The following is a 23,605-nucleotide window of genomic DNA, read 5'->3' on the forward strand; positions in this document are numbered from 1 at the left end:
AGGGGCCCTACAGCATCGCTGGAGGGCCCCTGCCCCGGGTCAGCCCGTGGCGGGCTCGGGCTTCTGGACCGCGCGGGTGACGACCACCACCAGGGAGAGGACCAGGAACAGCAGGGTGTCGGTCACGTCGGCGAGGTGCTGGCCGTGACGGAAGCGCAGGACCAGCAGGACGGCGTTGAAGAGGGCGAAGTAGAGGCCTCCCCAGACGGCCCAGCGCGGGTGGCGGAAGCCGACGACGAGGGCCACGGCGGCGGCGCCGTCGGTGACGCCGTTGAGGAGGCTCGCCCAGCGGCTGATGTGGAGGCCGGTCATCTCGTAGAGGTGGTCGGAACCGGCGTCCATGCCCAGGAGGCCGGCGATCGAGCTGAGGCCCAGCTCCAGGATCAGGACGGCGGAGACGATGGCGGCGAGGACTCGGACGGCTTTCACGGCGGTCGGGTGACCCTTCGCTGGTGGTGGACGGTGCGCTGGCGAGTGTGATGCTCCCCCACCCGGCTTGAGCAGGACTCAAGTCGGCGCCCCGACCCTGCCCCGTGACGATCCGCTTCATGCCCGTTCCCGCGCGGCAGCGGTTTTCCGAGGAGTTGAACCCCCGATGACTGTGACCCTCGATCGACCCGTGCTCGCCACGCCGGAGTGGCCCGACGGCCGGATTCCGGTGGTGGCGACCTTCCTCGCGGCCGCCCGCGTCGCGCCCGCCCGGCCGGCGGTGGCCGGCCCGGACGGGGTGCTGGGCTACGCCGAGCTGGACGACCGCACCGACCGGGTGGCCGGCCTGCTGGCCGGGCTCGGCGTCCGCCCCGGCCAGGCCGTCGGCGTGTTCCTGCCGCGTTCGGTGGACCTGGTGGTGGCGATCCTCGGCATCCTGAAGGCCGGTGCGGTGTACGTGCCGTTCGACCCGGAGCAGCCGGCCCGGCGGCTGACCGCGATCGCCGAGGACGGCGCGGTGGAGACCGTGCTGAGCCACTCCGCGCTGCTGTCGGCGTTCCCGTCGGCGGTGGGCGCGTCGGTGCTGGCGCTGGACGCGGTGGACTGGTCGGCGGTGGCGCCGGCCGCGCCGGTGCCGGTGGGGCCGCGCCACCCGGCGTACGTGATCTTCACCTCGGGTTCGACCGGCCGGCCGAAGGGCGTGCAGGTGTCGCACGGCGCCCTGGCCGCGCTGCTGGCGGGCCTGGAGCAGGCCGGGGTGTACCGGGCCCCCGGGCTGCGGGTGGGCTGGAACGCGTCGGTCTCCTTCGACGCCTCCGTCCAGCAGTGGCTGCGGGCGCTGCGCGGCGACACGGTGGTGGTGATCGACGAGGAGACCCGCCGGGACGTCGAGGCCTTCGCCCGGTTCGTCGCCGACCGGGAGCTGGACGAGTTCGACCTCACCCCCTCCCACCTGCAGGTGCTGCTGCCCGAGCTGACCGAGGTGGCCCGCGCGCACCGGCCCGGCCTGCGGCTGCTGGTCGGCGGCGAGGCCGTGCCGCCCGCGCTGTGGGCCGAGTTGGGCTCGCTCGCCGACGAGGGCGTGCTGCACGCGGTCAACCTGTACGGGCCGACCGAGACCACGGTCGACGTGCTGACCACCCCGGTGGTCTCCGGCCGCGAGCCGCACCTGGGCACGCCGCTGCCGGGCACCGGGGTGCGGGTGCTGGACGAGCGGCTGGCCGAGGTGCCGGACGGCGAGGTCGGCGAGCTGTTCGTCACCGGCGAGCAGCTGGCGCTCGGCTACGTGGGCCGGCCCGGCCTGACCTCGTCCCGGTTCGTGCCGGACCCGTACGCGGCTGACGGCTCGCGGATGTACCGCACCGGCGACCGGGTGAGCCGGGCGGCGGACGGCACCGTCTCCTACCGCGGCCGGGCCGACAACCAGGTGAAGGTGCGCGGCTACCGGGTCGAGCTGGGCGAGATCGAGGGCGTGCTGAGCGGCTCCCCGGCGGTCGCCGCGGTGGTGGTGCTGCACCGGGACGGGCAGTTGCACGCCTTCGTCGAGCCGGCCGCCGGGACGGGGTCGGACGCGCCGGTGCGCGACTGGGCCGAGCACCACCTGGCGTCCTGGATGCGGCCGTCCGGCTTCACCCTGCTGCCCGCGCTGCCGCGCAACGTGGCCGGCAAGGCGGACCGCGCGGCGCTGGCCGCGCTGTGGCCCGCCGAGGAGGCTGCCGCGCCCACCGCCGGGGAGCCCGAGGAGACCGGGGACACCGGCCCGGCCGGGCGGATCGCCGCCGCGTGGCGCGAGCTGCTGAAGGTCGACGCGGTCGCCGACGGGGACGACTTCTTCTGCCTGGGCGGCCACTCGCTGATCGCGATGCAGGTGGCCGCCCGACTGCGCACCGAACTGGGCGTCAAGGTGCCCACCCGGCTGGTGATGCAGCACCGCACGCTGGCCGCCTTCACCGCCGCCGTCATCGAGCGGATCGCCGCGGCGTAGGCCCGCTCTTCCGGATCGAGTCCAAGGAGTCATGCCATGAGCGACGGAACCCCGCCCCGGGCGGTGACCGTCCTGGTCAACGAAGTCCGCCAGTACGGCCTGCACCCGGCGGACCTGCCGGCGCCGGCCGGCTGGTGGCCGGCCGGGTTCACCGGCCCCGAGGAGCTCGCCGTCGGCTGGGTCGACGAGCACTGGACGGAGGGCGCGCGGTGAGCGCCGCTCCCGACCCCCGCCGCTGGTGGGTGCTGGTGACCGTCTCGCTGGCGCAGTTCATGGTCGCGCTGGACGGCACCGTGGTGAACGTGATGGCCCCCCAGGTCCAGCGCGAGCTGGGCCTGTCCACGACCGGACTGCAGTGGGTGGCCAACCTGTACGTGCTGCTGTTCGGCGGCCTGCTGCTGCTCGGCGGGCGGCTGGCCGACCAGCTCGGGCGGCGCCGGATGTTCTTGGCGGGCATCGTGCTCTTCACCCTCGGCTCGGTGCTGGCCGGGACGGCCGACGGCAGCGGGCAGCTGCTGGCCGCCCGGGCCCTGCAGGGCGTGGCGGCCGCCGCGGTCTCCCCCGCGGTGCTGTCCATCCTGGTGACCAGCTTCCCCGACCCCGGGGAGCGGGCGAAGGCGTTCGGCGTCTGGGGCACGGTGCTGGGGATCGGCGCGAGCGTCGGCGCGATCCTCGGCGGCGCGATCGTCGAGATCGGCTGGCGCTGGGCCTTCTACCTGAACGTCCCGGTCGGGGTGGCGCTGGTGGCCGGCGCCCTGCTGCTGGTCGGCGCGCACCGGCCGGAGCCGGGCAGCCGGCCGCCGCTGGACGGCGCCGGCGCGCTCACCGCGACGCTCGGCCTGACCAGCCTGGTGTACGGCATCGTCTCCACCACCGACCACGGCTGGACCCACCCGCTGACCCTGGGCGCGTTCGCCGCCGCGGCGGTGCTGCTGCCGCTGTTCGCCCGGATCGAACTGTCCAGCGCCGCACCGCTGGTCGACCCGCGGCTGCTGCGCCGGCGCAGCGTGCTGGCGGGCGGCCTGGGCGAACTGCTCACCGGCGGGCTGAGCCTGCCGTGCTTCTTCCTGCTGCCGCTGTACATGCAGGACGTGCTCGGCTACAGCCCGCTGCGGACCGGCCTGGCGTACATCCCGACCTGCCTGGCGATGATGGTCGTCGCCCCGGTGCTGCCGAAGCTGCTGGAGCGGACCGGCCCGCGCGCCGCGTACGTCGGCGGCACCGCGCTGCTGGTGGTGATGCTGGTGGTGCTGGTGTCGGTGGGCACCCACGCCTCGTACTGGACCACGCTGCTGCCGATCACCGCGCTGCTCGGCGTGGGCCTGGTCGGCTGCCTGATCACCACGCCGGTGGTCGGCACCGCGGAGGCCACCGAGGCGGACGCGGGCACCGTGTCGGCGCTGCTGAACGTCTCCTCGCAGATCGGCGGCGCGCTGGGCCTGGCGGTCGCGGTGACCGCGGTGCAGCACCGGACCACGGCGCTGGCGGGTCGCGGCGTGGCGGCGGACGAGGCGCTGACCGGCGGCCTGCACCTGGGGGCGGCGACGCTGTTCGGCTGGATGGCGCTGAGCCTGCTGCTGGGCTTCACCGCCTTCCGGGGCCGTCCGGCGGCGGCGCCGGTGGCGGAGGCCGAGGAGAAGGAGCCGGTGCGGGTCTGACGCGCGCACGGGTGCCCGGTCCGCCCCCTCCCGGGGCCGGGCCGGGCACTTCGCACGGGCCGGGCACTTCGCACGGTCGGGGCCGTGGATTCCTCACGACCTCGCCGTCGGGCGCGACGGGGGGTGTGCGGCGCGGTCAGGATGGGGACCACCACTGTGTCCCCCGGAGGAGTTGGACCCGCCATGTCCCGAATCGTCCTGCTGCTGGCCGCGGTCTCCACCGGACTGTTCGCCGGTTTCTGCTTCTGCTACACCGTCGTGGTCACCCGGGGCCTGGCCCGGCTCGGCGACGAGCAGTACGTGACCGCGATGCGCCGCCTCAACGAGGTGGTGCCGAGCGTGCCGTTCTTCCTGGTGTTCATCGGCTCGCTGCTCTTCACCGTGACCGCCTACGTGCTGCACAGGCCGCTCCAGCCGACCACCCAGACCTGGCTGATCGGCGCGGCGGCCGTCTGCTGCCTGGTGTCGGTGGTGGTCAGCGCGACCGGCAACATCCCGCTCAACGGCGAGCTGGCGTCCGCCGCCACCAACAGCGCCGCCGACTTCCTGCACGCCCGGCAGTCCTTCGAGGACCGCTGGAACACCCTGCACGCGATCCGCACCGCCGCGTCCGCGCTGGCGCTGGTGCTGCTGGTCGCCGCGTGCGTGTACGCGCCGCAGCGGGGCGCCGAGGCGCGGGCCGACGAGTCCGCGCCGGTGCCGGTGCTGAGCAGCTGACACCGCCGCGCGACAGCCGGAGCCGGCCCCGCTCGGGGCCGGCTCCAGTTGCGTTCGAGCGGCTCCGCACAGGCTCACGGGGACAGTCGGCGCCCTTGCCCGCGGAGGTAGTTGACCATGCGACTGATCGATCTGTCCTCGACCGTGGACGCCCGGCTGTGGGAGCCGGAGCCGGTCACCCACACGGTGATGTCCGCCGTCGAGGGCGCGGTGCACATGACCGACGGGATGCGGAAGAACTTCGGCATCGACCTGTCGCCGGACGCCTTCCCCGGCGGCGAGTTCCTCACCAACGACATGCTGTACCTGTCCACCCACACCGGCACCCACGTGGACGCCCCCGCCCACTACGGCACCCGCCCCGACGGCGAGGCGGCCCGCACCATCGACGAGATGCCGCTCGACTGGTTCGACCGGCCCGCGTTCGTCCTGGACGTCCGGGACGTCGGCCGCTCCACCGTCGACGCGGAGGACCTGCACAAGGCGCTCGACCGGATCGGCTACGCCCCGCAGCCGCTGGACATCGCCCTGATCAACACCGGCGCCTCCGCCTGGGCCGGCACCAAGCGCTACTTCACCGAGTTCATCGGCCTGGACGGCTCCGCCACCCGCTACCTGCTCGACCTGGGCATCCGGGTGATCGGCACCGACGCGTTCAGCCTGGACGCCCCGTTCGGCGACATCATCACCCGGTACCGGGAGAGCCTCGACCGGTCGGTGCTGTGGCCCGCGCACTTCGCCGGCCGCGAGCAGGAGTACTGCCAGATCGAGCGGCTGGCCAACCTCGACGCGCTGCCCGAGCCGTACGGCTTCTCCGTCACCTGCTTCCCGGTGAAGATCGCGCGGGCCGGGGCCGGCTGGACCCGGGCCGTCGCGCGCGTGGCGGAGTGAGCGCCGTGCAGCCGTACCCGGTCGACCCGGGTGAGCTGCGGGAGGCCATGGGGCGCTGGCCGAGCGGCGTCACCGTGGTGACCACCGCCGACCCGGCCACCGGCCGGCCCTGGGGGTTCACCGCGACCTCCTTCACCTCGCTGTCGATGCGGCCGCCGCTGGTGCTGGTCTGCCTGGACCTCGGCGCGGAGTGCCGGCCGGCGTTCCAGCGGGCGGCCGGGTTCGCGGTGCACATCCTGCGCAGCGGGCAGCGCGGGACCGCGGAGCGGTTCGCCACTCGCGGCGCCGACAAGTTCGCCGACGGGGTCGGCGTCCGGCGGGGGCTGTACGACGTGCCGCTGCTGGACGGCGCCGCCGCCACCCTGGAGTGCCGGCTGACCGAGCGTCTGCCAGGCGGCGACCACCTGATCCTGATCGGCGCCGTCCAACGGGTCACCCCCGGCCCGGACGAGCCGTTGCTGTACCACCGCCGGGCGTTCGTCGAACTGCCCGCGCCCGCCCTGGGCTGAGCGTGCACGGCCCGCTCCCCGGCCGGGGAGCGGGCGGCTGACCGAGAGGAGACTGACGTGTTGACGGTGGAGAGGACCCTGACGGCGGTGGAGGCGCGGGACGTCGCGGCCGCCCACGCGCTGGCGTCGGAGCGGGGGCGGCGGCTGCCGTCCGAGGTCGTGGAGGCGCTGGTCGCGGCGGGGTTCGCCCGTCGGCTGGTGCCCGCCCGCTGGGGCGGGGCGGCCGGGTCCTTCGCCGGGCTTGCCGAGGCGGTGGCGACGGTCGGCGAGGGGTGCGCCTCGGCGGCCTGGTGCGCGTCGGTGTACGCGATCGCCGGGCGGATCGGCGCGCACCTGCCGCTGGAGGGCCAGGCCGAGCTGTGGGCGGACGGCCCGGACACCGTGATCGCCTCGGGCATCGTCCCCTCCCCCGGCGCCCGGGTGGAGCAGGACGCCGAGGGCTGGCTGCTGACCGGCGAGTGGCCTTTCACCAGCGGGGTGCACGGCAGCGCCTGGGTGATCGTCGGCGCGCTGGTGGCGGACGCCGCGGGCGGCCGCGAGTTCCGCTTCTTCGCCGTCCCCCGGGAGCGCTTCGCGATCCGCCCGACCTGGGCGAACGTCGGGCTGGGCGGCACCGGCAGCGACACCGTGGTGCTGGAGGGCGTCCGGGTGCCGGAGCACCTGACCTTCCGTTACGACAGCCTGCTGGCCGGCGAGCCGGTCGGCAGCACGGCCCCCGCGCACCTGGCGCCGTACAAGCTGGTGAACGGCCTGACCTTCGTCGCGCCGGTGCTGGGCGCGGCCCGCGGCGCGCTGCGGCACTGGACCGGGTGGATCGGCGCCAAGCACGACGTGACCGGCCGGCCGACCCGGGAGCGGGCGGCCGTGCAGACGGCGCTGACCCGGGCGGCCTCGGAGGTCGACCTGGCGGGCCTGCTGGTGCGCCGGGCCGCCGAGGCGGCCGACACCGGCCCGTACTCGGCCGAGGTGCTGGCCCGCAGCCCGCGCGACTTCGCGGTCGCGGCGGACCTGCTGGCCGCGGCGGCCGAGCGGCTGCTGCGCGGCGGCGGGGCCCGGGCCCAGGTCGAGGACAACCCGGTGCAACGGGCCTGGCGGGACGTGTACGCGGCGGCCGGCCACGTGGTGCTGCAGTTCGACGCGGCGGCGGCGGCGTACGCGGAGTACGCGTTCGCGGCCGTCTGACCCGGCACGCGGAAGGGGCGGCCCCTCGGGGCCGCCCCTCCGTCGTGCGCGGTGCCGTCCTCAGCGCAGGTCGTCGCGCAGGATCATGCGGCTGCGGATCAGCAGGCCGCCGTCGGCGCCTCGGACCAGCACGTCCTCGCAGAGGGTCGCGCAGTAGATCGTGGTCGGCGAGGCGGGCAGGGTCTCCAGCACCGTGACGTACGCCCGGGTGCGGATCTCCTCCCCGGCGTGCTCGGCGACCAGGGTGGTCTGCACGTGCCGGCGCTGGACGCCGGTGGTGCGGCGGGCGGCCTCGCTGCGGTGGGTGGCCGCCTCGATGGTGTCCCGGCCGACGACCGGGGCGGGCAGCACGTTGCTGTCGAAGACCCCGTCCGTGGTGAAGCCGCCCGCCCAGCCGGCCACGTCGCCGGAGTCCACGGTCTGGAAGTGGCGGGCGTAGAAGTGGCTGATCTCCTGGTACAGGCCGGTGTCCACCGGGCGCAGCGCCTGCGCCGCCTCGAGCAGCTCCGTCATGGTGTTCCTCTCCTCGCCTCTGCGGTTGCCGGACGGGGGCCAGCGTGCGGGCGGGGGCTAGAGGCGTGCTGGGGCCGACGTGGACGCGGGCCGGGCTCAGGCGCCGGTCCAGCGGGGGTCGAGGCGGCGCGCCCAGGATCGGAGTCCCGGTCGCGCCGGCCGCCCGGGCCCGGGGCGACCAGAAACCCCCGGCCCCTGAGGAGCAACCGTGACCGTGCCGTCCTTCGTCAGCCACGGCGATCCGCTGCCGCCGGTGCCCGGCGGCAGCGTCGACGGGCTGCTCGCCCGCGCCGCCGCCGCACACCCCGACCGGGCGGCGGTCGTCGTCCCCGACGGGGGCGTGACGACCTTCGCCGAGGCCGACCGGCGGGCGAGCGGGTACGCCCGCGGCCTGCGGGCCCTGTTGGGCGGGGAGCGCTCGGTGGTGCTGCTGTCGGCGGCGCTGATCGCCGAGTTCCCGGCGCTGTACTACGGCATCGTGCGCGCCGGACACGTCGTGGCGCCCGCCAACCAGCTGTACCCGGCGGAGCTGCTGGAGTACGTGCTGACGCGGTCCCGGGCCCGGGCCGCGGTGGTGACCCCGGCGGTGTGGCAGAAGCTGGCACCGCTGCGCGACCGGCTGCCGGAGCTGGAGCACGTCCTGCTGATCGGCCCGGAGCAGGACGGCGTGCCCTCGGTGCACACCCTGCTCGACGGCGACCACCCCGAACTCCCGCAGGCCGATGGCGGCTTCGCCGAGCAGACCGCGTGCGTGCTGTTCACCAGCGGCTCCACCCGGATGCCCAAGCCCGTCCGGCTTAGCCACCGCAACCTGCTGACCGGCGCCGTGCAGCTGTCCACCGCGCACGGGCAGACGGCGGAGTCGGTGGTGCTCAACGGCCTGCCGATCTACCACCCGATGCACATGAACGCCTCGATGCGGGTCGGCGCCACCCACGTGCTCTCCGGCGGCGAGGCCACCGACGCGCTGGCGGCGGCGAACCGGTACCGGGCGAGCCACTTCTACACCCTGCCGTTCCGGCTGATCCAGCTGGCCAACCACCCCCGCCTGGCCGAGCTGCGCCTCGACACCGTGAAGGTGGTCTCCACCGGCGGGCTGCCGCTGCGCCCGGCGGTCCTGCGGGCGCTGGCCGGGCAGTTCGGGGTGCCGGTGCTGCAGGGCTACGGCATGTGCGAGAGCTCCTCGCTGGCCACCTCGGACCTGCCCACCGCCCCGCGCCAGGGCTCGGTGGGCCGCCCGCTGGCGGGCAGCCGGATGCGGATCGTCGACCTGGAGACCCGCGCACCCCTGGCGGCCGGCGCGGTCGGCGAGATCCAGCTGGCCGGACCGAACGTGATGCAGGGCTACCTGGTGGAGCAGCCCGAGGAGGCGGTGGACGCGGACGGCTGGCTGTCCACCGGCGACGTGGGCCGGCTCGACGCGGACGGGAACCTGTTCTTCCTGGACCGGGTGCGGGACGTCTTCCGCAGCGGCGGCGAGCTGGTCTGCCCCGGCGAGATCGAGGCGGTGCTGGCCGAGCGGCCCGAGGTCGCCGAGTGCGCCGTGGTCGACGCCCCCGACGGCGAGGAGACCGTGCCCGTCGCCTTCGTGGTGACCCGGCCCGGCGCCGAACGCTCCACCGGGCTGATCACCGAGGTCAACGAACTGCTGGGACTCCACCAGCAACTGCACCGGGCCGAGTACCTGGAGGCACTGCCCCGGCTGCCCAACAGCAAGGTCGACCGCACCGCGCTGCGCAAGCGGGTGCGCTGACCCCTCCGGCCGGGCCGCCGCACGGCGCTCCGGCCGGAGTCGAGTACCGCTCCAGTCGGCTCCGGCAGGCTCGGAGCGGGATCAACCGTCATCCTGACAGGTCCACACCGAAAGGTCTTTCGATGGCCGACAACTCCCCGCCGACCACGGGCGAGGCCACCTACGGCAATCCGACCCGGACATCCATCGTGACCGGCGTCGCGCTCTTCATGATCTCCCTCGACAACCTGGTGGTGACCACCGCGCTGCCGCAGATCCGCGAGGGGCTGCACACCACCATCGAAGGCCTGGAGTGGACGGTCAACGCCTACACCCTGACCTTCGCCGTCCTGCTGCTCACCGCCTCCGCGGTGGCCGAGCGCTTCGGCCGCCGGCGGCTGTTCTCGGCCGGCATCGCGGTGTTCACCGCCGGCTCGGTGCTGGCCGCGCTCTCCCACGGCATCGGCCTGCTGGTCGCCGCGCGCGCCCTGCAGGGCCTGGGCGCCGCGGTGGTCCTCCCGCTCACCCTGACCCTGCTCTCCGCCGCCTACCCGCCGGACAAGCGGGCCGGCGCGCTCGGCATCTGGGGCGCGATCGGCGGCCTCGCCGTCGCCCTCGGCCCGGTGATCGGCGGCCTGATCATCCACGTGGTCTCCTGGCAGTGGATCTTCTGGCTGAACGTGCCGATCGGCATCGTGATGCTGGTGGTGATCCCCGGCTGGCTGGCCGAGAGCCGCGGCCCGGCCCGGCCGCTGGACGTGCTCGGCACCGTGCTCGCCAGCGCCGGCCTCTTCGGCGTGGTGCTCGGCCTGGTCCGCGGCAACGCGGCCGGCTGGACCTCCGCCGAGGTGCTGGGCAGCCTGGTCGGCGGCGTGGTGCTGCTGGCCGCCTTCCTGGTCCAGCAGACCCGCACCGCCGCGCCGATGCTGCCGCTGCGGATGTTCCGCGACCGGACCTTCACCGCCGTCAACGCGGTGTCGCTGCTCATGTACTTCGGCATGTTCGGCTCGATCTTCCTGATCACCCAGTTCCTCCAGGAGGTGCAGGGCGCGGGCGCGCTCGGCGCCGGCGTACGGATGCTCTCCTGGACCGGCCTGACCCTGATCGGCGCGCCGATGGGCGCCGTGCTGGCCGAGAAGCTCGGCGGCCGGCTGATCGTCACCCTGGGCCTCGCCCTGCAGGCCGCCGGCCTGGTCTACCTGGCCCTGGTCACCGACGTCACCGGCGGCTACGCCGCGCTGGTGCCCGGCTTCGTGCTCAACGGCTTCGGCATGGGCCTGTTCTTCGGCCCGACCGCCAACCTGGCGCTCAGCGCGGTCAGCCGCGAGGAGGAGGGCATCGCCTCCGGCGCCAACAACGCCATCCGCGAGCTGGGCGGCGTGTTCGGCATCGCGGTGCTCGCCTCGGTGTTCACCTCGCAGGGCGGCTACGGCAGCCCGACCGCCTTCGTGGACGGCATGCACGCCGCCGTGTGGATCGGCGCGGGCATCGTCGCCCTCGGCGCGATCGCGGCGCTGTTCATCAAGGACGCCCCGAAGGCCGCCGCCGCGGAGGCTCCCGCCACGGAGACCCCCGCCGCGAAGACACCGGCGCCTACCGGCGCAGACCGGGAGCTGGCGCTCTCGGTCGACGACTGATCCGCCCGCTCCGACCGGCCCGGGTGGCGCGCCCACGGCGCGCCACCCGGTCGCGTTCCGGCCCCGAGCCCGATTCGAGGGCCCGCTGCGATGCTCCGTGGATCCCAGAGCCCCCACGGAGAGGCCGCATCCCATGACCACCACACCTCCCCACAGACGGTTCGACCGGCTGCCGTCGCTGTCCGGCCTGCGCTGGTTCGCCGCGCTGCTGGTCTTCACCACGCACTTCGTCCACCTCGAACTGTCCAAGGGCAGCCCGCTGCAGGACGTCCTGGACACCGTGCTCACCCGGACCGGCCTGGCCGGCGTCAGCGCGTTCTTCCTGCTCAGCGGCTTCGTCCTGACCTGGTCGGCGCGGCCCTCCGACACCGCGCGCAGCTTCCTGCGCCGCCGCTTCGCCCGGGTCTACCCGAGCCACCTGCTGGTCGCCGGCCTCGCCGCCCTGCTGATGGCCGGCGGCGGCCTGCTGCCCGGACCGAAGCCGATCCTGGCCAACCTGCTGCTGGTGCAGAGCTGGAGCCCCAGCCAGACCTACTCGCTGTCGCTCAACCCGGTGACGTGGTCGCTGAGTTGCGAGATCTTCTTCTACCTGGTCTTCCCGCTGGTGATCGGCGCGATGAACCGGGCCCGGACCTCCTCGCTGCAGGTCTTCACCGGCGCCTCGTTCCTCGCCACCCTGGTGCTGCCGGCGATCGTCGGCCGGCTATTCACCGTCGCCCACCCGCCGGCCGAGGAGCTCGTCGACACCAGCGGGTACGGCGGCCCGTTCACCGGCTGGTTCGCCAACGTCTTCCCCGGCATGCGGCTGCTGGAGTTCCTGGCCGGCGTCTCGATCGCGATCCTGGTCCGGCGCGGCGCCTGGCCGCGGATCCCGGCCGGCTGGGCGTTCGCGATCCTCGCCGCCGGGTACGCCAACGAGCTGTGGCTGGACGGCTACCTGCAGCTGGTCGGCGGCGTGGAGATCCCGGTCGCGATCCTGATCGCCTCGCTCGCCCAGGCCGACCTGGCCGGCAGCTGGTCGCCGGTGCGGGGGCGGCGGGCCGCGAAGCTGGGCGAACTCACCTACGCCTTCTACCTGGTGCACTTCCTGGTGCTGATCGGCCTCGGCTCGGCGGTGAAGCCGCTCGCCGTCGCCCTCGGCGCCACCGCCGACCGGGACGCCCCGGTGCCGGTCTGGCTCCTGCTCGCCGCCTACCCGGTGCTGCTGGCGGTCGCCCTGGGCCTCGGCTGGGCGGTGCACCGCGGCGTCGAGCAGCCGATAATGCGGGTGCTCACCCGCGGCCGCCGCAAGACCGGGACCGGGCGGACCGAGCTGGTCCCGCTGCGGGTGGACACCACGGCGCTCTCCGGCGGGGCCGACGGCCCCGGAGCCACCGGCACCGGACCGGAGCGCGAGAAGCCCGCGCCGATCGGCATCTGACGCCGGCACACCGGGAGCACCGGAACGCCGGATCGCCGGGAACACCGAAGCCCCCTCCGCCCGGAACGGCGGAGGGGGCTTCGGCGTCGGTCGGCAGGCCGGGCGGGCGGGCGGCCTCAGTGCCGCATCCCGCCGTTGACCTCGACCACCGTGCCGTTGACGTACGAGGCCTCCTCGCCGGCCAGGAAGGCGACCACCCGGCCGATCTCCTCGCCGCGCCCCGGGCGGCCCGCCGCCAGCTTCGGCAGGAACATGTTCCACATCCGCTCGTCGGCCGCCAGCGCCCGGCTCATCCCCCGGTCGGTGATGCCCGGCGACACGCAGTTGACCGTCACCCCGGCGTCGGCCAGCTCCAGGGCGGCGACCCGGGTCAGCGCCTCGACCGCCGCCTTGGTCGCGCAGTACGCGGAGGCGCCCGCCATCGGCCGCTGCGACAGGGCGGAGGAGACCGTGACGATCCGGCCCCAGCCCTGCGCGCGCAGCAGCGGGGCGGCCGCGTGCACGCAGTGGTAGACGCCGCTCAGGTTGACCGCCAGCGCGTCCGCCCACTGCGCCGGGGTGAGCCGCTCGACCGGCCCGGGGGCGTTGACGGCGGCGTTGGCGACCACAATGTCCAGGCCGCCGAACCGCTCCCGGGCGGCGGCCATCAGGGCCGCCACCGAGTCGGCGTCCCGGACGTCCACCGGGTGGAAGTGGGCCCGCTCACCCCCGAGTTCGAGGATCGAGCCGGCCGCGGCCGCCTCCCGGCCGGCCACCACCACCCGGGCTCCCTCGGCGAGCAGCGTCTCGGCGATCGCCTCGCCGAGCCCCTTGGCGCCGCCGGTGACCACCGCGACCTTGTCCTTGACCGTCATTGGTTCTGCCTCCTGCTGGATGGGTTGTGGGTCGGGCGCCCGCGGTCAGCGCGAAACCCCCGGGCGCACCGGCGGCCGGGGGCGACGCGTGGCTGTCGCGGAGGGGTCGGGTCACCGCGAGCGGCGCTGCTCGGCGAACTCCTTGGCGTGCCGCAGCGTGGTCGAGCTGTTGGTGCCCAGCGCGTGCCGGACCTTCTGCTTGGCCTCGGCGAGGGTCGCGTCCTCGCCGAGCAGGGTGCGCACGCCCTCCGGGTCCAGGGTGACGGTGTGCCAGGAGGTGGCGCGGACGCCGGTGCCCTCCGGCTCGATCACCCAGCGGCCGGTGTGGCCGGTCATCACCGGCGGCACCTTGATCTGCTTGTAGACGAGGGTCCGGCGCTCCGGGAAGCTCACCCGCACCGAGACGGTGGTGTGCAGCGAGCCGTCGGGGCTGCGGGTGTCCATCTCCAGGTGCTGGACGCCGCCGTCCTGCTCGACCAGGTCGAGCCGGGCCACGTGCGGCAGTCGCTGCGGCCAGGCGTCCGCACGGTCCAGGAACTCGAAGACGTCCTGCGCGGCGCCCTCGACCAGCAGCGAGTCGCTGAAGGTGAAGCGCAGTTCCTCGCCGTCCGGGCCGGGCTGCGCGGCGCGGCCCAGCGCCGCCAGCTCGGCGGCGCTGTTGCGGTCGATGGCCTGCTCGATCCACGCGACCGCCTGCGGGTCGTCGTCCACGGCGGTGAAGTCGTGCAGCAGCACGACGTGGCTGCCGCCGTCCGCGGTCGGCGTGATCAGCCACTCGCCGCCCATCGACGCGACCGGCGCCGAGGAGACCACCTGGCGGAAGACGACCGTCCGGGCGGTGCGGTCCAGGGTGCGGCGCGAGGTCCAGTGGCGGACCTCGCCGTTGGCCGTCGCCCAGATCCGCAGCAGCTGCTCGGTGCCGTCGTCCTCGGCGACCTCGGCGTGCACGGTGGGACCGAACACGTTCGGCCAGCCGTCGGCGTCCGCGATCAGCGCGAACACCCGCTCCGGCGCGGCCGGGACGGTGATCTCGTGCCGGGTGAGGTGGGTGGTCAGGGTAGGGGTGGTCACGGCTGCTTCCCTTCTCCGTGCCTAGTAGTTGCCGAGCCCGCCGCAGACGTTCAGGGCCTGCGCGGTGATCGAGGCGGCGAGGTCGCCCGCCAGGTAGCCGACCAGGCCGGCCACCTCCTCCGGGGTGGAGTAGCGGCCGAGCGGGATCTTCGCCCGGAACTTCGCCAGCACCTCGTCCTCGGTGGTGCCCCAGTGCGCGGCGTACCCCTGGCGCACCCGCTCCGCCATCGGGGTCTCCACGTAGCCCGGGCAGACCGCGTTCACCGTGATGCCGGCGGTGGCGAGCTCCAGGCCGAGCGCCTTGGTGAAGCCGATCACGCCGTGCTTGGACGCCGAGTACGGCGCCGCCAGCATCACGCCCTGCTTGCCGCCGGTGGAGGCGATGCTGATGATCCGGCCGCGGCCCGCCTCGCGCATGCCGCCGGTGGTCAGCACCTCGCGGGTGATCCGGAAGACGGCGGTCAGGTTGGTGGCGATGACGTCGTCCCAGAGCTCGTCCGGGAGTTCGGCGGTGATGCCGCCGCCGCCGCGGCCCGCGTTGTTCACCAGGACGTGGATCGGGCCGTAGGTGTCCACGGCCGCCCGCACCAGCGCCTTCACCGACCCGGCGTCGCGGACGTCGGCGGCGGTGCCGGCCACCTCCAGGCCGCGGCCGCGCAGCTTCTCCACCACGGTGTCGACCCGGTCGGCGTCGCGGGCGCACAGGAACACCGCGTGGCCCTGCTCGGCCAGCGTCTCGGCCACCGCCAGGCCGATCCCGCTGGTGCCCCCGGTGACCAGGGCGACCCTCTGCTGCTCGGACATCCGTGCTCTCCTCTCGCGGTGCGACTCGGTGACGTCCGGAGGCTCGCAGGACGGGCTAGAGACGCTCTGGACGGGCTCTGGACGCCCGGTGCCGCCGCCCGTGCCGCTGCCGGTGCCGCTGCCGCGGGTCATGCGGGGGCGAGGTGGTACGGGCTCACCGCGTGTCCCTCGGCCTCGATCGCGCGGGCGGCGCGGAGCAGGTTCTGCAGGTCGTCGGCCGGGGTGCGGGGCCGCGAGCCGAGCAGCGGGACGACGGCGGAGCGGCCGCCGCCGACCTCCGGGTGGCGCCGCGCCAGGGCGCTCAGGCCCTGCCCCGGACCGGCCTCCACCAGCAGGTGCGGGCCGCGGGCGAGCAGCGCGTCCAGCGCGGGGCCGAAGAGCACCGGTTCGGCCGGCTGCATCGCCCAGAACCCGGGGTCGACCGCGTTCCCGGCGGACAGCTCCCCCGCGGTGTAGCCGGAGACCAACGGCGTCCGCGGGGACCGCAGTTCGACGCCGTCGTAGCCGGCCAGGGTGCGCCGGCAGGCCGGCCGCAGCGAGGGGCTGTGGAACCCCGAGGTGGCCCTGGCCCGCATGCAGGTGATCCCGGAGGCGATCAACTCGGCCTCGGCGACCGCGAGATCGGGGTCCGGACCGGCGAGCAGCAACTGCTGCGGGCCGTTGATCGCGCCGATCACCACCTGCTCGGTGAGGTACGGGATGACCGCCTCGGCGGTGGCGGCGACCGCCAGCATGCCGCCGGGCGGGGCGTCGGCGATCGCCCCGATGCGCTCCGCGAGCAGCCGGACCGCGTCGGCGAGCGGCAGGACGCCCGCCAGCACCGCGCCGACCGCCTCGCCGACGCTGTGGCCGAGGATCGCGGCGGGCCGCACCCCCCAGGCGTGCAGCGTCCGGGCGAGCGCGTAGTCGATGGCGAAGAGCAGCGGCTGGGCGCGGCGCACGTCGTCCAGCGGGACGGCCGGCTGCTCGGCGAGCCAGTCCGTGCGGACGGCGGCGCCGTCCGGGCCGAGCAGGTCGAGCACCTCGTCGAGGGCGTCGGTGAAGGCGGGGACGGTGCGGTACAGGCCGTGCGCCATCCGGGCGTGCTGGGCGCCCTGGCCCGGCAGCAGCAGCGCCACCGGGCGCGGACGGGCGGGGGTGGCGGTCATTCTCGCTCCTCCTGGGACGGTTGCGGGCACGGCGGCGCGGCCGCCCCCGCCCGGGGACGGGCGAAGGCGGCCGAGGGGGTGCGCCGTGGCGGACAGGGGTCGGGGCCGGTTGGGCCTGGTGAATCAGGCGGGACCCCGCGGGTCAGGCGACGGCGGTCTCGGCCGGCACGCCGTTGACCAGGGCGAGGAACTCGCGCGGGGTCTCGGCGGCGACGGCGTCGTCGGGCAGGGTGACGCCGTACTCGCGCTGGATGACGCCGACGACCTGCAGCAGGGCGAGCGAGTCGTAGCCCAGGTCGAAGAAGGACGAGTCCAGGACGTCGCCGCTGAGGTCGATGGACTCGTCCGCGCCGGCGCTCTCCTGGAGCAGGCGGGTCAGGTCGGCGAGTTCGAGGATGGCCATGGTCGTTCGGTCCTCTCGGTCTGCGGATGAGGGTGCGGGAGCCGGGATCCGGGGCCCGACGTCGTCGGCGGGCTCCCGGCTCCCGGGGTCGGGGTCGCCGGTGGGGCGGCGGCTCCGGGGTCGCGGTCTCCGGCTGGGGGTCCGGTCGCCGCGGCGGGTGGGTACTCGGTGGGGGTCCTTCGGCGGTGCTCCGCGGGTCAGGGCGCCGTCAGCACCATGGCGGCGTTGAAGCCGCCGTAGCCGCGGGCCAGGACCAGGGCGGTGCGCAGCCGGGCCTCGCGCGGGCCGCCGGTGACCAGGTCGATCCGGTGGGCCTCGGCGGGTGCGGTGACGTGCGCGGTGGGTGGGACGACGCCGTCGCGCAGGGCGAGCAGCGCGGTGGCGGCGTCCAGGGCGGCGCCGCCGCCGAACAGCCGCCCGGTCATGGTCTTCGGCGCGGTGACCGGGACCCCTTCCGGGCCGAACAGGTCGGTCAGCACCTCGGCCTCGACCCGGTCGAGTTCGGGCACGCCGGCGGCGTCGGCGAACACCACGTCGACGTCGGACGCGGCCAACCGGGCGTCGGCGAGGGCGAGTTCCGCGGCCCGGCGCAGGCCGGGGGGTCGGCCGGAGCCGGGCCGCGGGTCCAGGGTGGCGGCGTAGCCGGCGAGTTCGCCGTACACCTGCCGGGCGCCGCGCCCGCGCGCCGACCGCTCGTCCTCGACGACCAGGATGGCGCCGCCCTCGCCGGGCACGTAGCCGCCGGCGTCGGCGGCGAACGGGAGGTAGGCACGGGTCGGGTCGTCGGCGGTGGAGAGCAGGCCGGTGGCGATCTGCGGCACCCAGCCCCACGGGCAGAGCGCGCCGTCGACACCGCCGGAGACCACCATCGGGGTGCCCTTGCGGATGTGGCGCCGGGCGTGGCCGAGCGCGTCCAGCCCGCCGGCCTGCTCGGTGACCAGCACGCCGCTGGGGCCGCGCAGTTCGTGCCGGATGGAGATCTGCCCGGTGTTGACGGCGTAGAACCAGGCGAAGGACTGGTACGCGCTGACGTACTCCTTGCCCTTGTCCCACAGCGCCTGCAGCTCGCGCTGGCCGAACTCGACGCCGCCGCCGGAGGCCGCGGTGACCACGCCCATGCCGTACTCGTCGAGCTGGCCGGGCCTGAGGTCGGCGTCGCGCAGCGCCTGGTCGGCGGCGGTCAGGGCGAGCCGGGTCATGTGGTCGGTCTGCGGCAGCAGCCGGCTGGGGACGTGCTCCTCGGCGGTGAAGCCGGGCACCTCGCCGGCCACCTTCGCCGGGTACTGGGCGGGGTCGAAGCGGGTGAGCCGGCCGAGGCCGCTCTTCCCGGCCAGGGTCGCGGCCCAGTACTCCTCGGTGCCGAGGCCGTTGGGGGCGGTGACGCCCAGGCCGGTCACCACGGCCCGGACGGCGGTGGGGGTGGCGGTCACGACGCGTTGCTCCTCTCCGGGCGGGCCAGCACCATGGCGCTCTGGAAGCCGCCGAAGCCGCTGCCGACGCTCAGCACCGCGTCGGTGCGGTGCTCGCGGGCGGTGAGCGGGACGTAGTCGAGGTCGCAGTCCGGGTCCGGCTCGTGCAGGTTGGCGGTGGGCGGCACCACGTTGTGCTCCATGGCGAGCGCGCAGGCGGCGATCTCCAGGGCGCCGATCGCGCCGAGCGAGTGGCCGATCATCGACTTGATCGAGCTGACCGGCGTCGCGTACGCGTGGTCGCCGAGGCTCAGCTTGAACGCGGCGGTCTCGTGCCGGTCGTTCATCTTGGTGCTGGAGCCGTGGGCGTTGACGTAGTCCAGCGCGGTGCCGTCCAGCCGGGCCTCGGCCAGCGCGGCGGTGATCGCCTGCGCCATCTCGCGGCCGTCCGGCTTGAGGCCGGTCATGTGGAACGCGTTGCAGCGCGAGGCGAAGCCGGCGATCTCGGCGTAGACGTGCGCGCCGCGGCGGCGGGCCGACTCCAGCTCCTCGAGGATCAGCACCGCCGAACCCTCGCCCAGCACCAGGCCGTTGCGGGTCCGGTCGAACGGCCGGGAGGCGTGCTCCGGGTCGTCGTTGCGCGGGGTGGTGGCGTGGATCGCGTCGAAGCACGCCGAGGTGATCGGGGAGATCGGCGCCTCGGTGGCACCCGCCACCATGACGTCCGCCGAGCCCTCGCGGATCAGCTCGACCGCGTGGCCGAGCGCGTCCAGGCCCGAGGTGCAGCCGGTGGAGACCACCGCGGCCGGGCCCTCGGCGCCGGCCTGCCAGGCCACCTCGGCCGCCATCGAACTGGGTACGAAGTGCCGGTACAGGTCGGCGACCGCGTAGCGGTGGTCGACGTTCCAGGCCTTCCCGCCGTCGCTGACCACCACGTACTCGCGCTCCAGGCTGGTGGTGCAGCCGACCGCGCTGCCCAGGCTGGTGCCGATCCGGCCCGGGTCCAGGGCTCCGGTGTCCAGGCCGCTGTCGGCCAGCGCCTCGCGGGCGGCGACCACGGCGAACTGCGCGGCCCGGTCCAGCCGGCGGATCTCCTGCGGGCCCAGCCCTTCGCGGACCGGATCGAAGTCGACCTCGGCGGCGACCCGGGAGCGGAACGGCGACGGGTCGTAGTGGGTGATGGTGCGGGTGGCGGAGCGGCCCGCGGTGAGCAGCTCCCAGTACGCCTTCACCCCGATCCCGCCGGGGGCGACGGCCCCCAGGCCGGTGATGACGACCCGTCGGGTCACGGCCGCCTCCCGGACGTCTCGATGTGGTTCACGTGGTCCTTCCCTTTCGGCAGGGCGGCCCCTTCGACAGGGCGCTGGGCCGGAGCGGACTTGGGCAGTGGGACGAGGGTGGGGGCAGGGGCTGGACGCCGCCTGGAGGGGCCCTGGAAGACCCGGTCCCGGGTGGTGCCGGAGGCCCGGGGTCAGGCGGTCGCCTCCACCACGGCGGCCGACCAGCTGAACCCGGCGCCGATGCCGAGCAGCAGGGCCAGCCCGCCGGGCCGGAGCCCGCCGCTCGCCACCAGGTGGCCGAGCCCGGCGAACTGGTCGGCGGCGCCCAGGTGGCCGACCGAGCGGCTCCACGGCCAGGTGGAGCGCTCCGGGTCGATGCCGAACGGCTTGAAGAAGGCCGCCGACAGCCGGCGGTGGCCCAGGTGGGGCAGGACGAAGCGGTCGATGTCCTCCAGCCGCACGTCCGCCTCGGCGAGCGCCGCCTTCACCGCGGCGTGCTGCCCCCCGGACACCCGGGTGACGCACCAGGACACCCCGTGTCGGGCGACGAACGCCTGCTTGGCGACCTCCAGGTCGATCACCGGCCGGTGCTCGAACGGCGCCGCGCCGAACGGGTCGTCGCCCCGGTGCATCCCCTCCAGCTCGGAGTCGGACAGCGTCACCAGGCTGCGCAGCCGGGCGAACCCGCCCCGCCGCGACAGCACCAGCGCCGAACCGCCGTCCCCGTACAGGGTGCCCGGATCGCCGTTCCAGCGGTCGAACCCCGGCGGGGCGAACCGGTCGCCCGCGGTGAGCAGCACCGCCTCGCGGCCCTCCACCCCGCTCAGGTAGCCGGCGCCCAGCTCCAGCGCCGCCATGCCGCCGTTCGACAGCTGGCGGATCTCGATCGCCGGGCAGGAGTTGCGCAGCGCCTCCCGCTGCACGTACGACGCCGGGGCCCACAGGTCGTGGCCCTGGTGGTACACGGTCGCGTGCAGGAGCAGGTCCACCCGGTCCGCGAGGCCCGGCGCGGTGGCCGCCAGGGCCGCGCGCGCCGCCTCGGCGGCGAACTCCGGGCCGGACCTGCCGTCCGAGACCACGACCGCCTCCGCCTTCGTCCGGCGGGCGGTCTCCGGGTCCAGCAGGCCCTCGGCCACCGCCTCCGCGACCGGCTTCGCCGGCGGCAGGCTGGCGCCGTGACCCGCCAGGTAGATGTCGTCGTACTTCACGCTGAGCCCCTCCAGGGAACGGACCGCGGTGGCCTGACTCGCAGTGCGGCGCCCGGGGCGGACGGCGGAGTGGTCCCCCGCACGCCGCCCCGGCGCTGAACCGCCGGCCGCGCCCCGCTCATGACGGGCCGGCCGGGCCGCCCGGACGGACCGCTGTTCGCGGAACCCGCCCGGGTAGTGCCGCCGGATCCGCACCCCGCGGGGCGCGGCCGGCCCGGTCACTGTGCGAGCTCCTCCTCGAAGTCGGCTGGAGGACAACGGCGTTCACGCCTCCAGCCGGCCTCCAGCGACCCCCGCGACCCTGCGCCCACCCGCCCGTCCCGCGACCTGAGGACCACCGCCGTGAAGCTCCGCGCCCTCGCCCCGCTCGCCCTCGCCGCCGTACTCGCCGCCGGCACCACCGCCGCCGCCACCGGCTCCACGACCGGCTCCACGACCGACACCGCCGATACTGCGAACGCCTGCCGGACACCGCTCGGCAGATCCCTGCAACTGACGCTCGACGACGGCCTGGTGATGAGATTCGACTACACCGCCGACGGCGCCTCGCTGACCGGCACGATCCTCGCCGCCGGCGACACCGGCGGCGAGGTCGGCCACGTCACCACCGTCCCCGTCGACCTCGCCCAGGTCTCCACCGGCGTCTGGCTCGCCAACTGGATCGAGGCCGACGACCTCACCATCAGCCTGGCCCAGGACATGCGCACCCGCACCGCCCGCACCTACTGGTCCTACAGCCTGGGCGACGGCCACCGCGGCGGCGAGTCCCATTCCGGCACCTTCACCTGCCTCCCCGGCACCACCGGCTGACCCGCACCACCTCGGACCCCGGCCGTCGCCGGACGATCCGGTCGAGCCCCTGCGCGACCTCGCGCAGGGGCAGCGGAACCGGCACCGCGTCCTGGTCGGCACGCGACAGATCGCGCGGGCGGGGCGGTCGCCCTCCAGCCGGTCGAAGACGTGCAGCCGGCCGGGGGCGGCGGGTCCGGCTACGGGACGAGTTGGGCGCGGCCGCGGGCGGCGGTGGGGACGGCGGCGGCGCCGAGGATGGCGCGTTCGAGTTCGCGCAGGCCGGGGCCGGGTTCGAGGGCGAGTTCGCCGACCAGGTCGCGGCGGATCCGGCGGTAGGCGCTGAGGGCGTCGACGGAGCGGCCGCAGCGGTGCAGGGCGCGCATGTACTGCTCGCAGAGCCGTTCGTTGAGCCGGTGTTCGGAGGTCAACGCGGCGAGTTCACTGAGCAGTTCGGTGTGCCGGCCGATGGCGAGGTCGGCGTCGATGCGGCGTTCGAGCATCGCCATCCGGCGTTCTTCGAGGTAGCGGACGTCGGCCTCCAGGCGGGGGCCGATCTCGACGTCCACCAGGGCGGGACCGCGCCAGATCGCGGCCGCCTGTCTGAGCAGGCGTTCGGCGGTCTCGGGGTCGCCGAGGTCCATGGCGCGGATGCCGGTGGCGCCGTACCGCTCGAAGGCGGCGGTGTCGGTGGTGTCGGGGTCGATGTCGAGCTGGTAGCCGCCGAAGGCGGTGCGCAGGACGCGCTTCGCGGAGACGCCGGCGGGCAGGGCGGCGTCGAGCAGGCGGCGCAGTTGCAGGATGTACGTCTGCAGGGTGGTGAGGGCGCTGGCCGGCGGGTGGCCGCCCCAGAGTTCCTCCAGGATGACGGGGACGGGGACGACCTGGCCGACGCGGACCGCGAGCAGGGCGAGCACCTTGCGCGGTTTGGCGGCGGTGGGCACCACGGAGGTGCCGTCGACGGTCATGGTCAGCGGTCCGAGTACGCCTGTCCGTATGTCCATGCGTGCGTTCCTCTCAGACAGATCCAGCGGGGCCGGTGGCCCTCAGCGCCCGGTGGACGGCGCCCAGGGTGGACGCGTCCAGCGCGGTGGTCACCCGCGTGTCGGCGGTACGGCCGAGGCCTCCGTCGCGCAGGGCGAGGCCGGCGAGGTGGCGTTCACCGACCCGCAGCGAGCGGAAGGACCAGCTGTCGCTGTCCGCCGGTGAGCCGTCGGCACGGCGCAGCCGGGGCGGGTTCTCGTCGACCTGGAAGCCGAACTCCGTGAAAGGAAAGTACAGTCCCTGACCCAGTGCCTTGGTATAAGCCTCCTTGAGCGTCCATTGACGGACCAGCCGCAGGTTCCGGTGCTCCTCGGGAGTGGCCTCCAGGAGCCGGGTCTCGGCGGGGGTGCACATCCGGGCTTCGCCGCCGCCGCCGTAGAGCCGGCGGTCGAGGAGTTCGACGTCGACGCCGATGGTGCCGCGGGAGGTGAGGCCGACCAGCATCAGGTCGCCGGTGTGGCTGAGGTTGAGGTCGATCTGGTCGCAGCCGCGGACGTAGAGCCGGCCGGTGAGGGCGTAGCCGAGTTCGAGGTCGCGCGGGTCGGCGCCGACGGCGGTGGCGGCGAGGTACTTGAGCAGGGACCGGGTGGCGAGGAAGCGGTCGCCGGTGGGGCGCCCGGCGGCGGCCCGGTAGCGGTCCCAGTCGCGGCCGAGGAGCTCGCGCAGGGCGTCGGCGTCCTGCGGGCCGGGCAGCCGGGCGCGCCAGTCGGCGATCGAGCCGTAGGCGAGGGCGACGCCGTGCCGCGCCATGTCGCGCCGCAGCGGACCCCAGGGGCCCTGCGGGCCGACCACCAGGTGCGGCATCGGCAGCGACTTCGCCCCGGACGTCGGACCCGGTTTCGACCCGGGCCCGGGCCCCGGGGGCTTCGGTCCGAGCGGCTCGGGTCCCGAGCTCGCCCGCCCGGCGTCCGCGGGTCCGGGGC

23 protein-coding genes are annotated in these 23,605 nt (G+C 75.0%); 11 read left to right on the top strand and 12 right to left on the bottom strand.

Annotation, left to right across the window (positions count from 1 at the left end; translation table 11 throughout):
• Positions 1-39: 39 nt before the first annotated feature.
• Positions 40-429, bottom strand: coding sequence for a hypothetical protein (locus ABEB06_RS13965; protein ID WP_345697180.1), 390 nt, complete (start codon positions 427-429; stop codon positions 40-42).
• Positions 430-595: 166 nt separating this feature from the next.
• On the opposite strand from ABEB06_RS13965, the gene ABEB06_RS13970 reads away from it, so the two are divergent.
• From ABEB06_RS13970 to ABEB06_RS14000, 7 genes are all read left to right on the top strand, one after another.
• Positions 596-2,413, top strand: a complete 1,818-nt coding sequence (locus ABEB06_RS13970; protein ID WP_345697181.1) for a non-ribosomal peptide synthetase — start codon at positions 596-598, stop codon at positions 2,411-2,413.
• A gap of 36 nt (positions 2,414-2,449) precedes the next feature.
• Entirely contained in the window at positions 2,450-2,626 is a 177-nt protein-coding gene (locus tag ABEB06_RS13975) for an MbtH family NRPS accessory protein (protein ID WP_345697182.1), read from the top strand.
• Positions 2,623-4,071 (top strand): DHA2 family efflux MFS transporter permease subunit, encoded by a 1,449-nt coding sequence (locus tag ABEB06_RS13980; RefSeq protein WP_345697183.1) that lies wholly within the window; start codon positions 2,623-2,625, stop codon positions 4,069-4,071. The genes ABEB06_RS13975 and ABEB06_RS13980 overlap by 4 nt, the downstream gene beginning before the upstream one ends.
• Before the next feature lie 183 nt (positions 4,072-4,254).
• Positions 4,255-4,788 carry an anthrone oxygenase family protein gene (locus tag ABEB06_RS13985; RefSeq protein WP_345697184.1) on the top strand — a complete coding sequence of 178 codons (534 nt, stop codon included), beginning with the start codon at positions 4,255-4,257 and terminating at the stop codon, positions 4,786-4,788.
• A 117-nt stretch (positions 4,789-4,905) separates the two neighbouring features.
• Entirely contained in the window at positions 4,906-5,679 is a 774-nt protein-coding gene (locus ABEB06_RS13990; protein ID WP_345697185.1) for a cyclase family protein, read from the top strand.
• A 5-nt stretch (positions 5,680-5,684) separates the two neighbouring features.
• On the top strand, positions 5,685-6,188 hold the full coding sequence (locus ABEB06_RS13995) for a flavin reductase family protein (RefSeq protein ID WP_345697186.1): 504 nt from the start codon (positions 5,685-5,687) through the stop codon (positions 6,186-6,188).
• A gap of 66 nt (positions 6,189-6,254) precedes the next feature.
• Positions 6,255-7,370, top strand: coding sequence for an acyl-CoA dehydrogenase family protein (locus ABEB06_RS14000; protein WP_345701840.1), 1,116 nt, complete (start codon positions 6,255-6,257; stop codon positions 7,368-7,370).
• 60 nt (positions 7,371-7,430) lie between these two features.
• On the opposite strand, the gene ABEB06_RS14005 is transcribed toward ABEB06_RS14000, so the two are convergent.
• Positions 7,431-7,883, bottom strand: coding sequence for a nuclear transport factor 2 family protein (locus ABEB06_RS14005; protein WP_345697187.1), 453 nt, complete (start codon positions 7,881-7,883; stop codon positions 7,431-7,433).
• A 208-nt stretch (positions 7,884-8,091) separates the two neighbouring features.
• On the opposite strand from ABEB06_RS14005, the gene ABEB06_RS14010 reads away from it, so the two are divergent.
• From ABEB06_RS14010 to ABEB06_RS14020, 3 genes are all read left to right on the top strand, one after another.
• A complete protein-coding gene (locus tag ABEB06_RS14010) occupies positions 8,092-9,636 on the top strand; it encodes a class I adenylate-forming enzyme family protein (protein WP_345697188.1) in 1,545 nt (514 codons plus the stop codon).
• A 122-nt stretch (positions 9,637-9,758) separates the two neighbouring features.
• On the top strand, positions 9,759-11,252 hold the full coding sequence (locus tag ABEB06_RS14015) for an MFS transporter (RefSeq protein WP_345697189.1): 1,494 nt from the start codon (positions 9,759-9,761) through the stop codon (positions 11,250-11,252).
• A 133-nt stretch (positions 11,253-11,385) separates the two neighbouring features.
• Positions 11,386-12,672, top strand: a complete 1,287-nt coding sequence (locus ABEB06_RS14020; RefSeq protein WP_345697190.1) for an acyltransferase family protein — start codon at positions 11,386-11,388, stop codon at positions 12,670-12,672.
• A 116-nt stretch (positions 12,673-12,788) separates the two neighbouring features.
• Here ABEB06_RS14020 and ABEB06_RS14025 read toward each other — a convergent pair whose 3' ends face one another.
• The 8 genes from ABEB06_RS14025 to ABEB06_RS14060 all read right to left on the bottom strand — a co-directional run bounded on the left by ABEB06_RS14025 (position 12,789) and on the right by ABEB06_RS14060 (position 20,849).
• Positions 12,789-13,526 (bottom strand): SDR family NAD(P)-dependent oxidoreductase, encoded by a 738-nt coding sequence (locus ABEB06_RS14025; RefSeq protein ID WP_345697191.1) that lies wholly within the window; start codon positions 13,524-13,526, stop codon positions 12,789-12,791.
• Between the two features lie 111 nt (positions 13,527-13,637).
• Positions 13,638-14,597, bottom strand: coding sequence for an aromatase/cyclase (locus ABEB06_RS14030; protein ID WP_345697192.1), 960 nt, complete (start codon positions 14,595-14,597; stop codon positions 13,638-13,640).
• A gap of 21 nt (positions 14,598-14,618) precedes the next feature.
• Positions 14,619-15,401 (bottom strand): 3-oxoacyl-ACP reductase FabG, encoded by a 783-nt coding sequence (fabG, locus tag ABEB06_RS14035; protein WP_345697193.1) that lies wholly within the window; start codon positions 15,399-15,401, stop codon positions 14,619-14,621.
• 128 nt (positions 15,402-15,529) lie between these two features.
• Positions 15,530-16,549: an acyltransferase domain-containing protein gene (locus ABEB06_RS14040; protein ID WP_345697194.1), complete on the bottom strand. Its 1,020-nt coding sequence runs from the start codon at positions 16,547-16,549 to the stop codon at positions 15,530-15,532.
• Positions 16,550-16,691: 142 nt separating this feature from the next.
• Positions 16,692-16,952: an acyl carrier protein gene (locus tag ABEB06_RS14045; RefSeq protein ID WP_345697195.1), complete on the bottom strand. Its 261-nt coding sequence runs from the start codon at positions 16,950-16,952 to the stop codon at positions 16,692-16,694.
• 197 nt (positions 16,953-17,149) lie between these two features.
• Positions 17,150-18,382, bottom strand: coding sequence for a ketosynthase chain-length factor (locus ABEB06_RS14050; protein ID WP_345697196.1), 1,233 nt, complete (start codon positions 18,380-18,382; stop codon positions 17,150-17,152).
• Positions 18,379-19,650, bottom strand: coding sequence for a beta-ketoacyl-[acyl-carrier-protein] synthase family protein (locus ABEB06_RS14055; RefSeq protein WP_345697197.1), 1,272 nt, complete (start codon positions 19,648-19,650; stop codon positions 18,379-18,381). Before ABEB06_RS14055 ends, ABEB06_RS14050 begins: the two co-directional genes overlap by 4 nt.
• Before the next feature lie 182 nt (positions 19,651-19,832).
• A complete protein-coding gene (locus ABEB06_RS14060) occupies positions 19,833-20,849 on the bottom strand; it encodes a ketoacyl-ACP synthase III family protein (RefSeq protein WP_345697198.1) in 1,017 nt (338 codons plus the stop codon).
• 342 nt (positions 20,850-21,191) lie between these two features.
• Between ABEB06_RS14060 and ABEB06_RS14065 the strand changes: the two genes are divergently transcribed.
• Positions 21,192-21,659 carry a MoaF-related domain-containing protein gene (locus tag ABEB06_RS14065; protein WP_345697199.1) on the top strand — a complete coding sequence of 156 codons (468 nt, stop codon included), beginning with the start codon at positions 21,192-21,194 and terminating at the stop codon, positions 21,657-21,659.
• 179 nt (positions 21,660-21,838) lie between these two features.
• Here ABEB06_RS14065 and ABEB06_RS14070 read toward each other — a convergent pair whose 3' ends face one another.
• Positions 21,839-22,642, bottom strand: a complete 804-nt coding sequence (locus ABEB06_RS14070; protein ID WP_345697200.1) for an AfsR/SARP family transcriptional regulator — start codon at positions 22,640-22,642, stop codon at positions 21,839-21,841.
• Positions 22,643-22,655: 13 nt separating this feature from the next.
• Positions 22,656-23,486 carry a 4'-phosphopantetheinyl transferase family protein gene (locus ABEB06_RS14075; protein ID WP_345697201.1) on the bottom strand — a complete coding sequence of 277 codons (831 nt, stop codon included), beginning with the start codon at positions 23,484-23,486 and terminating at the stop codon, positions 22,656-22,658.
• Positions 23,487-23,605 lie beyond the last annotated feature (119 nt).

The organism is Kitasatospora terrestris (genome assembly GCF_039542905.1).
GTDB classification, from domain to species: Bacteria; Actinomycetota; Actinomycetes; order Streptomycetales; family Streptomycetaceae; genus Kitasatospora; species Kitasatospora terrestris.